Source organism: Gottfriedia acidiceleris, from assembly GCF_023115465.1.
Taxonomy (GTDB): Bacteria; Bacillota; Bacilli; order Bacillales; family Bacillaceae_G; genus Gottfriedia; species Gottfriedia acidiceleris_B.
In genome coordinates this window covers 4056573-4070411 of the sequence record NZ_CP096034.1, presented here as the reverse complement: position 1 = coordinate 4070411, position 13839 = coordinate 4056573, and the positions used below count along the sequence as shown (strand labels likewise).

10 protein-coding genes and 2 rRNA genes are annotated in these 13839 nt (G+C 38.2%); 8 read left to right on the top strand and 4 right to left on the bottom strand.

Translation table 11 applies throughout. The features are described 5' to 3' along the window. Window positions 1-10: 10 nt before the first annotated feature. Genes MY490_RS19280 through MY490_RS19270 form a run of 3 tightly spaced genes read left to right on the top strand, consistent with a single transcriptional unit; the run spans window position 11 to window position 3064 of the window. The gene (locus tag MY490_RS19280) at window positions 11-997 is read left to right on the top strand and encodes a YncE family protein (protein WP_248267109.1); all 987 of its coding nucleotides are present in this window, start codon (window positions 11-13) and stop codon (window positions 995-997) included. Further along, window positions 990-1664, top strand: coding sequence for a response regulator transcription factor (locus tag MY490_RS19275; protein ID WP_248267108.1), 675 nt, complete (start codon window positions 990-992; stop codon window positions 1662-1664). The genes MY490_RS19280 and MY490_RS19275 overlap by 8 nt, the downstream gene beginning before the upstream one ends. Then, window positions 1661-3064, top strand: coding sequence for a sensor histidine kinase (locus MY490_RS19270; RefSeq protein ID WP_248267107.1), 1404 nt, complete (start codon window positions 1661-1663; stop codon window positions 3062-3064). Before MY490_RS19275 ends, MY490_RS19270 begins: the two co-directional genes overlap by 4 nt. Before the next feature lie 38 nt (window positions 3065-3102). On the opposite strand, the gene MY490_RS19265 is transcribed toward MY490_RS19270, so the two are convergent. Beyond that, on the bottom strand, window positions 3103-3939 hold the full coding sequence (locus MY490_RS19265; protein WP_432707095.1) for an alpha/beta fold hydrolase: 837 nt from the start codon (window positions 3937-3939) through the stop codon (window positions 3103-3105). Window positions 3940-4261: 322 nt separating this feature from the next. Here MY490_RS19265 and MY490_RS19260 point away from each other — a divergent pair, with 322 nt between their 5' ends. Further along, on the top strand, window positions 4262-4648 hold the full coding sequence (locus MY490_RS19260) for a CvfD/Ygs/GSP13 family RNA-binding post-transcriptional regulator (protein WP_248267105.1): 387 nt from the start codon (window positions 4262-4264) through the stop codon (window positions 4646-4648). Between the two features lie 76 nt (window positions 4649-4724). On the opposite strand, the gene MY490_RS19255 is transcribed toward MY490_RS19260, so the two are convergent. Next, window positions 4725-4958 (bottom strand): DUF378 domain-containing protein, encoded by a 234-nt coding sequence (locus MY490_RS19255; RefSeq protein WP_056468643.1) that lies wholly within the window; start codon window positions 4956-4958, stop codon window positions 4725-4727. A 202-nt stretch (window positions 4959-5160) separates the two neighbouring features. Here MY490_RS19255 and MY490_RS19250 point away from each other — a divergent pair, with 202 nt between their 5' ends. Both MY490_RS19250 and MY490_RS19245 read left to right on the top strand, forming a co-directional pair. Next, window positions 5161-6513: a glucose-6-phosphate isomerase gene (locus MY490_RS19250; protein ID WP_248267104.1), complete on the top strand. Its 1353-nt coding sequence runs from the start codon at window positions 5161-5163 to the stop codon at window positions 6511-6513. Window positions 6514-6633: 120 nt separating this feature from the next. Then, the gene (locus MY490_RS19245; RefSeq protein ID WP_248267103.1) at window positions 6634-7038 is read left to right on the top strand and encodes a YugN family protein; all 405 of its coding nucleotides are present in this window, start codon (window positions 6634-6636) and stop codon (window positions 7036-7038) included. A 49-nt stretch (window positions 7039-7087) separates the two neighbouring features. Here MY490_RS19245 and MY490_RS19240 read toward each other — a convergent pair whose 3' ends face one another. Both MY490_RS19240 and MY490_RS19235 read right to left on the bottom strand, forming a co-directional pair. After that, entirely contained in the window at window positions 7088-8074 is a 987-nt protein-coding gene (locus MY490_RS19240; RefSeq protein WP_248269429.1) for a potassium channel family protein, read from the bottom strand. A 69-nt stretch (window positions 8075-8143) separates the two neighbouring features. After that, on the bottom strand, window positions 8144-8833 hold the full coding sequence (locus MY490_RS19235; protein WP_248267102.1) for an MgtC/SapB family protein: 690 nt from the start codon (window positions 8831-8833) through the stop codon (window positions 8144-8146). Between the two features lie 341 nt (window positions 8834-9174). On the opposite strand from MY490_RS19235, the gene MY490_RS19230 reads away from it, so the two are divergent. Then, window positions 9175-10724 (top strand): 16S ribosomal RNA (locus MY490_RS19230). Window positions 10725-10876: 152 nt separating this feature from the next. Beyond that, a 23S ribosomal RNA gene (locus MY490_RS19225) occupies window positions 10877-13814 on the top strand. Together the 16S and 23S rRNA genes form the textbook arrangement of a ribosomal RNA operon. Window positions 13815-13839: the final 25 nt, after the last annotated feature.

Below are 13839 nucleotides of genomic sequence, written 5' to 3'. Positions count from 1 at the left end.
GGTGAATATTTTGAGAAAGATTTCGATCTTCAGCACGATTATACTCTTCTTGTTTTGTAATGGCTGTGTGCCAAATAATCTATCACGTATTCAGGATTCGGAAAATGTCCTTATTACAGTAAATAAAAAAGTGGGAAGTTTAACGTTCCTAAATTTAGATAACTTACATAAAGTAACAGATTGGAATTTAAATAGAGATGTAAGTGGAGCAGTATTAGTACAAAACGGAGAAGATATTGCCGTATATCATCCAGCAAATCCCAACATAGATATTTATCATCTTTCAACAGGGGACCATGTCGATAGTTGGAATGCTGGTACTGGTATTACTAATATAATTTCTTTAAAAAGTAATCGGGTGATTGCTGTAACGAATGGAAAGAAGAATAATATTACATTTTTTAATCAGAAGGGTAAGGTTCTTAAAAAAATTAAAATAGGTAGAAATCCAATTTCGATGGTAGAAGATACGAATCATCATAGATTATATGTTAGCTTGTTTAACGAAAGAAAAGTGATTGGTATTAACTTGGAGCGTTTTAAAACTGAACAAACGATCGAAGTACCGTACACATCGGTAGGTTTAATACTAAACAAAGATTCATCTGAACTATTTGTTGGGGGACACGGAAATGGCGAAGTGGAAAATGAGGACGTAAAAGTATATTCAACTATTACTGGTAAGCAACAAAAGTCTCTTCATACGCCATTAATGCCTATTTCGTTTTTTCAAAATGAAGATGGATTGTTTACGATCGCTCATGGAACAAATCAAATTTATAAGCTAAATCCGAATATAGTTAATCAGACCACGTTTATTGAAGTTGGATCAAATCCATATGCGGCTATTGGTTTTAAACATAACGCGTATGCAGCTAGCTATGATTTAAACAAGTTATACCAAATAAATACGACAACGATGAAAATTGAAAAAGAAGTTGCAGTAGGAAGAGGACCTTTTCAATTATTGTTAAGAGAGGGCATTCGTCATGATTGAAAGAAAGATATTAATTGTTGATGATGAACAAGAAATTTGCCAATTGGTTGGAATGTATTTAGAAAATAGTGGATATAGTTGGGACGAGGCAAACAATGGTGAGAGCGCATTATCAAAAATAAGTCAATCAAACTATGATTTATTAATTTTAGATATAATGATGCCGATAATGGATGGGTGGACCCTCTGTAAAAAGATTAGAGAAACTTCAAATGTACCTGTTATTTTCTTAACAGCAAAAGGTGAAGAGTGGGACAAGGTAAATGGATTAAAAATGGGAGCGGATGATTATATCGTAAAACCATTTAGTCCTGGAGAATTAATTGCAAGAGTAGATGCAGTTTTAAGAAGAACGAAAAATTCGGATGTGCCCGTTTTACAGATTGGCAAAATCAAAATAAATGAAAAGTCTAGGAATGCTTTTGTATCGGACAAACCTTTATCACTTACTTTAAAAGAATATGATTTGCTCCTCTTCTTCTGTAAGCACCAAGACCACGTTTTTAGCCGCGAACAAATTTTAGAAAGGGTTTGGGGTTTCGATTATTTTGGTACAGCCAGAACAGTTGATACACATATTAAAACATTAAGAATTAAATTAGGACAGGATGCAGATTATATTTCTACTGTTTGGGGTGTAGGGTATAAATTTGGGATAAACGGATGAGGAAATTACTCTATTCGTTATCGTTTTTACAAAAGCTTTGGTTAACGATTTGTTTAATCGTAATTTGTACAACAATCTTTTTCTTTTTAATGTTTCAATTTGCATATAAGCAATTATATGTTTCATATGTTCGTTCCACTTTAATCCAAGAAGGTACAAGTTTAGTAAAACATTATCATAAAACGAATAATGTTAATGACTTTTCAGAATTTGTTTCAAAATTTGATGCTGTTTCAAATGCTAATGTTTTATTTATTAGTAATCCTAGAGATTTAAGTGCATGTATTCCCTATAATGTAAGCCACGAATCTTTCATTACTGAAGATGATCGTGAAACTTTATTAAAAGGAAAAGTGATTACGAAAACAGGATTTGAAAAAAGATTTAAGCATCAAATAATTGGTGTTGTTGTTCCAGTTGTAAAAAAAGAAAAACTGGAAGGAATTATTTATTTACACTTACCTTTACGGAGTGTTACAGAATTGATCCAACAATCAAAATGGATCTTTACGATTAGTACATTGTTATTTGCTTTCATTATTCTTTTAATTGGTAGAAGTATAATAAAACAAATGATTAAGCCTTTATCCAGAATGGAGCAAATATCTTATAAAATGGCAAATGGTGATTACACCGAACGTATACACTATAATAGTGGTGATGAAATAGGAAAACTAGCTACTGCGTTTAACTCAATGTCTGATTCTTTACAAAAAGAAGATGAAAATAGAAAAGAGTTTTTAGCCAATGTTTCGCATGAATTAAGAACGCCATTAAGTTATGTTAAGGGATATAGTGAAGCAATTTTAGATGGTGTAATAAAACAAGAACAACAACTAAAATATGTTGGTATCATTCAGAAAGAGGCTAGTCGGATGCAAAGGTTAGTTAGAGATTTACTTGACTTGGCCACATTAGATGGTCAGCAATTTCCACTTAGTCAAGAACCTAACGTAATTGCTCAGCTAATTGAAGATACAATTGAAACATATTCTCAAATCCTCATTAAACGTAATATTAAAATTCAAAAGAATTTAGATGAGACGATTATCGCAAATGTTGACCCAGATCGTTTTCAACAGGTTATCCACAATTTACTTGATAACTCAATTCGTTACACACCTACAGGTAAAACAATTTATATTACACTATTTCAAGAAAAACAAGTCACATTAGAAATTTTAGACGAAGGAAAGGGAATTCCCACTAAAGAGATTCTTCATTTAGGAGAAAGATTTTATCGAGTCGATAAAGCAAGATCTAGAAACGAAGGTGGAACCGGATTAGGACTTGCCATCGTAAAACATATTATTGACCAACACAATGGTAAGATAAAATTTATGAATATAGATGGTAAAGGCTTGAAGGTTATTATTACTTTGCCGATATTTGAAATATAATAAATGTGAAAAAGAGTCCAGATTGAGGACTCTTTTTCTTATACAAAATTTGAAATACGTTCATAAATATGTTCAGGAATTTCTTCAGGAATTAAGTGTCCTGCTTCTGGATAAGTATATAAAGTTGAGTACCTTAAATCACGATGCAATCTTTCGCCTACTTCTAATGGAACAACTTTATCTTTTTCACCCCAAATTAATAGAGTAGGTACAGATATATTTTGTAAATCTTCAGGACTTAAATCACCTTCTCGATCACGAATCATCTTTGTTAATGCTCTAAAAATTTCATCTTGTAAAAAAGGTTCCTTGTATCCGTTTATCATCTCATCATCGATTAACTTCTGATTATGAACAACTGAAATTAGTGAATTCATAATACCTTGTTTAGCTAAATGCCTTTTAATATATAGATAGAAAAAAGGAAAATAAGATGAAATTATTAAATGTGGATTTGCCCTTCCTAAATAACCAGAACTACATAATAAAATCACTTTTTTAACAAGCTCCGGTTCTTTCTTTGTTACATATAAAGCAATTTGCCCACCCATAGAATGTCCAACTAAATAAATGTTTTGTAAATTTAAATGATTTACAAGAGAGATAACGACATTCGCAAAGTTATCATACGAATATTTAAAATTTAAATGCTTTCCACTTTTCCCAAACGGGGGTAGGTCAATTACGACAACAACATGATCTTTTGAGATAAAAGGGATTAGTCTTCGGAAACTGAAGCAAGATGATAAAAAACCGTGAATTAATACAAATACTTTTGAATCTTGCTTATTGCTATTATGGTATCCGTAAAGTTCATAATAAACATCAAGTCCAGAAACCTTATATGTTGACTGCATTGTTCCAGAATGATTCATCATCCAAACTCTCCTTTAAGTTTTTGGATTATTATGTCCAAACGGAAGGAATACATTCTTTATCAAAGTAATGCTCTGTATGTCACCATATGTTATGCAAATCGTTAAAATACTTTTAAATTATAAGTTTTTCGTCAATTCTAATAGAGACAAAGTATTTATTTAAAATAATTGAAATAACCCAACCTTTAAAGTGACTATAATAAGTAAAGGGATTTTAGAAAAGAAGTGCCATTTATGAGTAGTAAGCAAACTTTAAAAGTTGGTCTGTGTGTGCTAAAATTTAGTTAGTGGAATTGAACGAAAATTAGGAGTGTTTTGAATGGCACAAAACTACAATATTGGAAAAGTTTACACTGGTAAAGTAACAGGGATTCAAACGTATGGTGCCTTTATTTCACTTGATCAACAAACACAAGGACTAGTACATATTTCCGAAATTATAAATGGATATGTTCGCGATATTCGAGACTATATTTCTGTTGGGCAATTAGTAAATGTACGTGTACTGTCTATTGATGAGATGACAGGAAAAATAAGTTTGTCTTTAAAAGGAGCAAGTATCGATCAAGGATTTAATGGTGAAGAGAACTTAAAACATGCAGCTAGACTATTAAGAGAACTTAAACCAGATGGATTTAGTACCCTGCATAAAAAATTAAATGAATGGCTTCGTGTTGAGATGAAGAAAGAAAATATGACGAATTAAAAAGGAAGGGGATTTACCCTTCCTTTTTAATTCTTAGGAAAGTATAGATACAAAAGAGACTAATTTCGTCTGCAATTTATCTTACTTCATTTGTTTCAGGATGTGTTCCTAGCTCTTCTGAAGGTTTAAATAATAAGCCAAGGTTAATTAATCCTGAAATACCAACGATACCATAAATAATTCGAGCAAATGCAGAATCTGCACCACCAAAAATTGCTGCAACTAAATCAAATTGAAAAAATCCAATTAAACCCCAGTTTATAGCCCCAATAATTGTAAAAATAAGTGCAATACGTTGTAATGTACTCATATAGGTTAACCTCCTTTTTATGACCTTCTAACATAGCTTTCCTCATTTATTTTTGTTTATGTACTCAAAAATAATTATAAGAAGAAATATCTTTTAATTTTTTGTTAATTTTTTCACATAAATATAATTGCATTTACTTGCTTTCAATTATTTAATTAGGTACATTGTAAAGGTATTACAACTATTTAAGGAGGTTTGATGTATGACTTCTCATATTAAATTTGACTATTCAAAAGCAAAAATGTTTTTTCAAGATCATGAAATATCATATTTAAGGGATGCCGTGAAATTATTTCACCATACAATTCATGAAAAAACAGGTGCAGGTAGCGACTTTCTAGGATGGGTAGAGTTACCTAATGACTATGACAAAGAAGAATTTTCTCGAATTCAAAAAGCAGCAGAGAAAATTAAATCAGATTCAGACGTTCTTTTAGTAATTGGTATCGGTGGATCTTATTTAGGTGCACGCGCTGCAATTGAAATGTTACAACACTCATTTTTTAATATTGCATCTAAAGAAGAAAGAAAAGCACCTCAAGTTTTCTTCGTAGGAAATAATATTAGTTCTACATATATGCACGATTTAACTCAAGTTTTAAAGGATAAGGATTTTTCTATTAATGTTATTTCAAAATCTGGGACAACTACTGAACCAGCTATTGCATTCCGTATTTTTAGAAAGCTGTTAGAAGAAAAATATGGTGTTGAAGAAGCTAAACATCGTATTTATGCTACAACTGATAAGGAACGTGGGGCATTAAAAACTGTTGCTGATGAAAAGGGATATGAAACATTTGTTATTCCTGATGATGTAGGTGGACGTTATTCAGTATTAACTGCAGTAGGTTTATTACCGATTGCTGCAGCGGGTATTGATATTGAACAAATGATGAAGGGTGCACAAGATGCATATAAAGAATACAACTCTTCAGAATTAGAAGATAATCAAGCATATCAATATGCAGTTGTTCGTAATGTTTTATATAACAAAGGGAAAACAATTGAGATGCTTGTTAACTACGAACCATCTTTACAATACTTTGGAGAATGGTGGAAGCAATTATTTGGAGAGAGTGAAGGGAAAGACCAAAAAGGTATCTATCCATCTTCAGCAAACTTCTCAACGGATTTACATTCTCTTGGACAATATGTACAAGAAGGTCGACGTGATTTATTTGAAACAGTTTTATCTGTTGAAAATCCTCGCCATGAATTAACAATTGAACTTGAGGATAACGACTCTGATGGATTAAATTATCTTGCTGGTAAAACTGTAGATTTTGTTAATAAAAAAGCTTTTGAAGGTACAATATTAGCTCATGCTGACGGTGGAGTACCAAATCTAATTGTTTCATTACCAAAATTAGATGAGTATACTTTCGGTTATACAGTATACTTCTTTGAACTAGCTTGTGCGATGAGTGGATATTTACTTGGTGTAAATCCGTTTGATCAACCAGGTGTTGAAGCATACAAGAAAAATATGTTTGCATTATTAGGTAAACCAGGATTTGAAGAACTAAAAATGCAATTAGAAGAACGCTTAAAATAATATTAAGACAAAAAGGCCGTTGTTAAATTGAATTTAACAACGGTTTTTTTATTTAAATTAAAATTAATATTCATGTTTTTACTTAATAAGAAAATACTATTGAAAAAGGAGGAGAAAAGCATGTATCCTTTAAAATCTAAATTAGAGAATGCAATATTTCCGCTTAATGACATTGAGGGGAAATTAAAAAATCATGGATTTGTAATTGGAGCAAACTGGGAATATGATCATGGGAGTTTTGATTTATTAATGCAGGACGATGACGGGTATCAATATTTAAGATTACCCTTTAATGTTACTTCAGGTTCGTTAGATATGGATGGGGCTGTTGTACAATTTGAGACTCCCTTTTTATTAACTCATATTTATAATGAGGGGTTAGATGATAATGTTGGTATAGAGGGAAATTTAACTGGATCATTAAATCAGTTCCAAGAACCACTTGAAAAAGATGGAAAAGTTCCTAGAAAATATCAAATAAAAGGGTTTGAAATTCTTAAGAGAATTGAGGATGAACTTTTATAAAAAAAAAGAGCCAAATCTTCCGATTGGCTCTCTTTTTTGATAGCGATTGTTAAGTAAGTAAGATCAGAAAATCATCTTTAGTAATTTTAATACTTTTATCGGGTCTGATGATTGTTTGTTTATCACGAATGATTCCAATAATCATTTTATCGTTGTTTAATTCTTCAACTACAATATCGAAATAAAATTTTCCAATCATTTTTTGTTCAACTTCCAATATTTTTACTGTAAAGTTTTCTAATTGATTTGTTAACTTAAGTACAACATCTGAATATCCTTTATGCATAATTGAACCTGACATTACAAAGGAAGTTAACAAATGCGCTTCAATTATTTCATTGGCGCCAGCTCGATTTGCATTAATAACTTGATTTTTGGTTAAGATTTCTGCGATACAGTTAATTGATTGGTTAAGACCTTTCGTAGCAATGATTGTTAAAATTGTTTGCATATCAGCATCTTGCTCATTTTTATTTTGATCAGCAGTAATTAAGATTGTATTGGCAAATTTTATATTTGCTTTTTCTAAAACTGAGTCATTGGAGGCAGAGCCTTTTACAAAGTGCACTTTTTCTAAATCAGGAGGTAATAACTCTAAACTTTCATCAATTAATACAATATAGACCTGGTTTGAAGATGCACGTAGTTGTTTAATAACATTTTTAACTCGTTCGTTCCATCCTACTATTATAATATGGTTCTTTTTCGTAAATGTAAGTGCACCTCTAAAATCCGCGTCCTGGTTCTTAAATGTTTGTGCTGTGAATGAAATCATATAATAAGAACCAAATCCAGTACCAAGTAAAATTAAGATAACTGCAAAAAAACGTCCAACTGGAGATAGAGGTACGTAATCGCCGTAACCTACTGTAAATGTAGTTACTATTGACCACCACATACCGTCCCAAACAGTTGGAAAAGTAAATGGCTCAGCGAAATGGATGATTAATCCGAAAATAGCAATTAACGATAATAAAATTAATGTAATTTTAAATAGTGTATAGGATTTAAAATAGATAGGTTGGTTACGAAACACTTTCAAGTTTATTCCTCCATCGCAATTTCGTAACACTTATTTTTACCAATAAGCAATAACTTATCACTACTATATACTTTCTATTTCAATTCCACGGATGTTTTCTATTTGTTCAATATCATAATAAATTTCTGTCGTTCTTCGTTTATTAAACACTAATAATTTCATTTGGACATAATGTTCATCATTATTTAATCCTTTTATTTTAATGTTTTTAACTGTTATATCCTGAGCGGTAATTTGATCAATGACAATATTTATATTATCGCTTCCTAATACTGTTAGCTTTAAACTTATATCTCTTTCTTTTAATCTTTTAGGACCAAGCTTGTTAATTAAGTAAGGAATTAATTCTACACTTATTATTAATAAGCCTACGCCTGCTAAAGCCTCGGCGTAAAAGCCAGCCCCAACAATTATTCCGATACCTGATGCGCCCCAAATCATAGCAGCTGTTGTTAAGCCAGCTATTGTATCATTACCTCTTCGGAGAATTACACCAGCTCCAACGAAACCGATTCCTGATACTATTTGAGCCGGTAAACGTAATGGATCCATGGTAATATTTAAATAATCACTTCCATGAAATGAAAAGGCAGAACTAATAGAAACAATTGTTAATAGGCAGCTCATTATTGAAATAACAAGGCATGTTTTTAATCCAAGAGGTTTTCTTTTTAACTCTCTTTCTAAACCGATAACGGAACCTAACATTGCTGATACAAGTAATTTTATGAGGATATCTGGTTGTAGATCCATTTTCTAAACCCCTTTTCTATATAGTTTATGGCTAATTCGACATTGCGTATTACACTTCCTTCGTACTATATAGAAATTTTTTTATTATTTATAAAAAAAATGAAAAAAAGGGCTTGTCATAATCGAAATGGGATGTTATATTTATATACGTCGCCGAGATGGTTCGACAAAAAACGAAATGAAGTAAGAAAAAATAAAAAAAATGTTGACTTCGCTGTTAAAGAGATGTTAATATGAAAAAGTCGCAAATGACGCGACGAAGTGAACTTTGAAAACTAAACAAAACATGAAGTAAACGTCAATTATTAGTTTTTTGAGCAATACAAGATTTAAACTTAACTTTTATGGAGAGTTTGATCCTGGCTCAGGACGAACGCTGGCGGCGTGCCTAATACATGCAAGTCGAGCGGACTAATGGGAGCTTGCTCCCGTTAGTTAGCGGCGGACGGGTGAGTAACACGTGGGCAACCTACCTGTAAGACTGGGATAACTTCGGGAAACCGGAGCTAATACCGGATGACATAAAGGAACTCCTGTTCCTTTATTGAAAGATGGCTTCGGCTATCACTTACAGATGGGCCCGCGGCGCATTAGCTAGTTGGTGAGGTAACGGCTCACCAAGGCGACGATGCGTAGCCGACCTGAGAGGGTGATCGGCCACACTGGGACTGAGACACGGCCCAGACTCCTACGGGAGGCAGCAGTAGGGAATCTTCCGCAATGGACGAAAGTCTGACGGAGCAACGCCGCGTGAGCGATGAAGGCCTTCGGGTCGTAAAGCTCTGTTGTTAGGGAAGAATAAGTGCTAGTTGAATAAGCTGGCACCTTGACGGTACCTAACCAGAAAGCCACGGCTAACTACGTGCCAGCAGCCGCGGTAATACGTAGGTGGCAAGCGTTGTCCGGAATTATTGGGCGTAAAGCGCGCGCAGGCGGTTTCTTAAGTCTGATGTGAAAGCCCCCGGCTCAACCGGGGAGGGTCATTGGAAACTGGGAAACTTGAGTGCAGAAGAGGAAAGTGGAATTCCAAGTGTAGCGGTGAAATGCGTAGAGATTTGGAGGAACACCAGTGGCGAAGGCGACTTTCTGGTCTGTAACTGACGCTGAGGCGCGAAAGCGTGGGGAGCAAACAGGATTAGATACCCTGGTAGTCCACGCTGTAAACGATGAGTGCTAAGTGTTAGAGGGTTTCCGCCCTTTAGTGCTGAAGTTAACGCATTAAGCACTCCGCCTGGGGAGTACGGTCGCAAGACTGAAACTCAAAGGAATTGACGGGGGCCCGCACAAGTGGTGGAGCATGTGGTTTAATTCGAAGCAACGCGAAGAACCTTACCAGGTCTTGACATCCTCTGACAACCCTAGAGATAGGGCTTTCCCTTCGGGGACAGAGTGACAGGTGGTGCATGGTTGTCGTCAGCTCGTGTCGTGAGATGTTGGGTTAAGTCCCGCAACGAGCGCAACCCTTGATCTTAGTTGCCAGCATTTAGTTGGGCACTCTAAGGTGACTGCCGGTGACAAACCGGAGGAAGGTGGGGATGACGTCAAATCATCATGCCCCTTATGACCTGGGCTACACACGTGCTACAATGGATAGTACAAAGGGTTGCAAGACCGCGAGGTGGAGCTAATCCCATAAAACTATTCTCAGTTCGGATTGTAGGCTGCAACTCGCCTACATGAAGCCGGAATCACTAGTAATCGCGGATCAGCATGCCGCGGTGAATACGTTCCCGGGCCTTGTACACACCGCCCGTCACACCACGAGAGTTTGTAACACCCGAAGTCGGTGGGGTAACCTTTTAGGGGCCAGCCGCCTAAGGTGGGACAGATGATTGGGGTGAAGTCGTAACAAGGTAGCCGTATCGGAAGGTGCGGCTGGATCACCTCCTTTCTATGGAGACATCATGAACCGATGGTTCATGTATGAAATGTTTCTTCATTGTTTTGTTTAGTTTTGAGAGTTCACTCTCAACTTTGTACCTTGAAAACTAGATAATGTCATTCATTAAACTGCGTAAGTTTAATTCAATTAGTTTTAAAATTAGTTAAGTTAGAAAGGGCGCACGGTGGATGCCTTGGCACTAGGAGTCGATGAAGGACGGGACTAACACCGATATGCTTCGGGGAGCTGTAAGTAAGCTTTGATCCGGAGATTTCCGAATGGGGAAACCCACTACTCGTAATGGAGTAGTATCTTTACCTGAATACATAGGGTACTGAGGACAGACCCAGGGAACTGAAACATCTAAGTACCTGGAGGAATAGAAAGCAATAGCGATTTCCTGAGTAGCGGCGAGCGAAACGGAAGATAGCCCAAACCAAGAGGCTTGCCTCTTGGGGTTGTAGGACACTCTATACGGAGTTACAAAGGAACGGGGTAAATGAAGCGACCTGGAAAGGTCCGTCAAAGAAGGTAAAAACCCTGTAGTTGAAACCTCGTTCCCTCTTGAGTGGATCCTGAGTACGGCGGAACACGTGAAATTCCGTCGGAATCTGGGAGGACCATCTCCCAAGGCTAAATACTACCTAGTGACCGATAGTGAACCAGTACCGTGAGGGAAAGGTGAAAAGCACCCCGGAAGGGGAGTGAAAGAGAACCTGAAACCGTGTGCTTACAAATAGTCAGAGCTCGTTAACGAGTGATGGCGTGCCTTTTGTAGAATGAACCGGCGAGTTACGATCCCGTGCAAGGTTAAGTTGAAGAGACGGAGCCGCAGCGAAAGCGAGTCTGAATAGGGCGATATAGTACGTGGTCGTAGACCCGAAACCGAGTGATCTACCCATGTCCAGGATGAAGTTCAGGTAACACTGAATGGAGGTCCGAACCCACGCACGTTGAAAAGTGCGGGGATGAGGTGTGGGTAGCGGAGAAATTCCAATCGAACTCGGAGATAGCTGGTTCTCCCCGAAATAGCTTTAGGGCTAGCCTTATGTGTTAGAGTCTTGGAGGTAGAGCACTGATTGGACTAGGGGCCCCCAACGGGTTACCGAATTCAGTCAAACTCCGAATGCCAATGACTTATCCATAGGAGTCAGACTACGAGTGATAAGATCCGTGGTCAAGAGGGAAACAGCCCAGACCGCCAGCTAAGGTCCCAAAGTATACGTTAAGTGGAAAAGGATGTGGAGTTGCTTAGACAACCAGGATGTTGGCTTAGAAGCAGCCACCATTTAAAGAGTGCGTAATAGCTCACTGGTCGAGTGACTCTGCGCCGAAAATGTAACGGGGCTAAACGTATCACCGAAGCTGCGGATTGATACCATATGGTATCAGTGGTAGGGGAGCGTTCTAAGGGCGTTGAAGCTAGATCGTAAGGACTGGTGGAGCGCTTAGAAGTGAGAATGCCGGTATGAGTAGCGAAAGACGGGTGAGAATCCCGTCCACCGTATGCCTAAGGTTTCCTGGGGAAGGCTCGTCCTCCCAGGGTTAGTCAGGACCTAAGCCGAGGCCGAAAGGCGTAGGCGATGGACAACAGGTTGATATTCCTGTACCACCTCATTTCCGTTTGAGCAATGGAGGGACGCAGAAAGATAGGGTAAGCGCGCTGCTGGATATGCGCGTCCAAGCAATTAGGCTGATGTGTAGGCAAATCCGCACATCATAAGGCTGAGTTGTGATGGCGAGGGAAATATAGTACCGAAGTTCCTGATTCTACGCTGCCAAGAAAAGCTTCTAGCGAGGAAATAGGTGCCTGTACCGCAAACCGACACAGGTAGGCGAGGAGAGAATCCTAAGGTGAGCGAGAGAACTATGGTTAAGGAACTCGGCAAAATGACCCCGTAACTTCGGGAGAAGGGGTGCTCTTTTGGGTGTATGCCCGGGAGAGCCGCAGTGAAAAGGCCCAAGCGACTGTTTAGCAAAAACACAGGTCTCTGCGAAGCCGCAAGGCGAAGTATAGGGGCTGACGCCTGCCCGGTGCTGGAAGGTTAAGAGGAGGGGTTATCCCTTACGGGAGAAGCTCTGAATTGAAGCCCCAGTAAACGGCGGCCGTAACTATAACGGTCCTAAGGTAGCGAAATTCCTTGTCGGGTAAGTTCCGACCCGCACGAAAGGCGTAACGATTTGGGCACTGTCTCAACCATAGACTCGGTGAAATTATAGTACCTGTGAAGATGCAGGTTACCCGCGACAGGACGGAAAGACCCCGTGGAGCTTTACTGCAGCTTGATATTGAATTTTGGTACAGCTTGTACAGGATAGGTAGGAGCCTGAGAAGCCGGAGCGCTAGCTTCGGTGGAGGCGTCGGTGGGATACTACCCTGGCTGTATTGAAATTCTAACCTAGAGCCGTGATCCGGCTCGGAGACAGTGTCAGGTGGGCAGTTTGACTGGGGCGGTCGCCTCCTAAAGAGTAACGGAGGCGCCCAAAGGTTCCCTCAGAATGGTTGGAAATCATTCGAAGAGTGTAAAGGCATAAGGGAGCTTGACTGCGAGACCTACAAGTCGAGCAGGGACGAAAGTCGGGCTTAGTGATCCGGTGGTTCCGCATGGAAGGGCCATCGCTCAACGGATAAAAGCTACCCCGGGGATAACAGGCTTATCTCCCCCAAGAGTCCACATCGACGGGGAGGTTTGGCACCTCGATGTCGGCTCATCGCATCCTGGGGCTGTAGTCGGTCCCAAGGGTTGGGCTGTTCGCCCATTAAAGCGGTACGCGAGCTGGGTTCAGAACGTCGTGAGACAGTTCGGTCCCTATCCGTCGTGGGCGCAGGAAATTTGAGAGGAGCTGTCCTTAGTACGAGAGGACCGGGATGGACACACCGCTGGTGTACCAGTTGTTCTGCCAAGAGCATGGCTGGGTAGCTATGTGTGGAAGGGATAAGTGCTGAAAGCATCTAAGCATGAAGCCCCCCTCAAGATGAGATTTCCCATAGCGTTAAGCTAGTAAGACCCCTGAGAGACGATCAGGTTGATAGGTCAGAGGTGGAAGCGTGGTGACACGTGGAGCTGACTGATACTAATCGGTCGAGGACTTAACTAACAAGTTTGATATTGACATTATCTAG

What these genes read in the sequence shown, in the direction of transcription:
- MY490_RS19260 (WP_248267105.1), top strand. Translation starts at nt 4,262, where the DNA reads ATGGCACAAAACTACAATATTGGAAAAGTTTACACTGGTAAAGTAACA.
- MY490_RS19265 (WP_432707095.1), bottom strand. Translation starts at nt 3,939, where the DNA reads ATGAATCATTCTGGAACAATGCAGTCAACATATAAGGTTTCTGGACTT.
- MY490_RS19275 (WP_248267108.1), top strand. Translation starts at nt 990, where the DNA reads ATGATTGAAAGAAAGATATTAATTGTTGATGATGAACAAGAAATTTGC.
- MY490_RS19245 (WP_248267103.1), top strand. Translation starts at nt 6,634, where the DNA reads ATGTATCCTTTAAAATCTAAATTAGAGAATGCAATATTTCCGCTTAAT.
- MY490_RS19255 (WP_056468643.1), bottom strand. Translation starts at nt 4,958, where the DNA reads ATGAGTACATTACAACGTATTGCACTTATTTTTACAATTATTGGGGCT.
- MY490_RS19270 (WP_248267107.1), top strand. Translation starts at nt 1,661, where the DNA reads ATGAGGAAATTACTCTATTCGTTATCGTTTTTACAAAAGCTTTGGTTA.
- MY490_RS19250 (WP_248267104.1), top strand. Translation starts at nt 5,161, where the DNA reads ATGACTTCTCATATTAAATTTGACTATTCAAAAGCAAAAATGTTTTTT.
- MY490_RS19235 (WP_248267102.1), bottom strand. Translation starts at nt 8,833, where the DNA reads ATGGATCTACAACCAGATATCCTCATAAAATTACTTGTATCAGCAATG.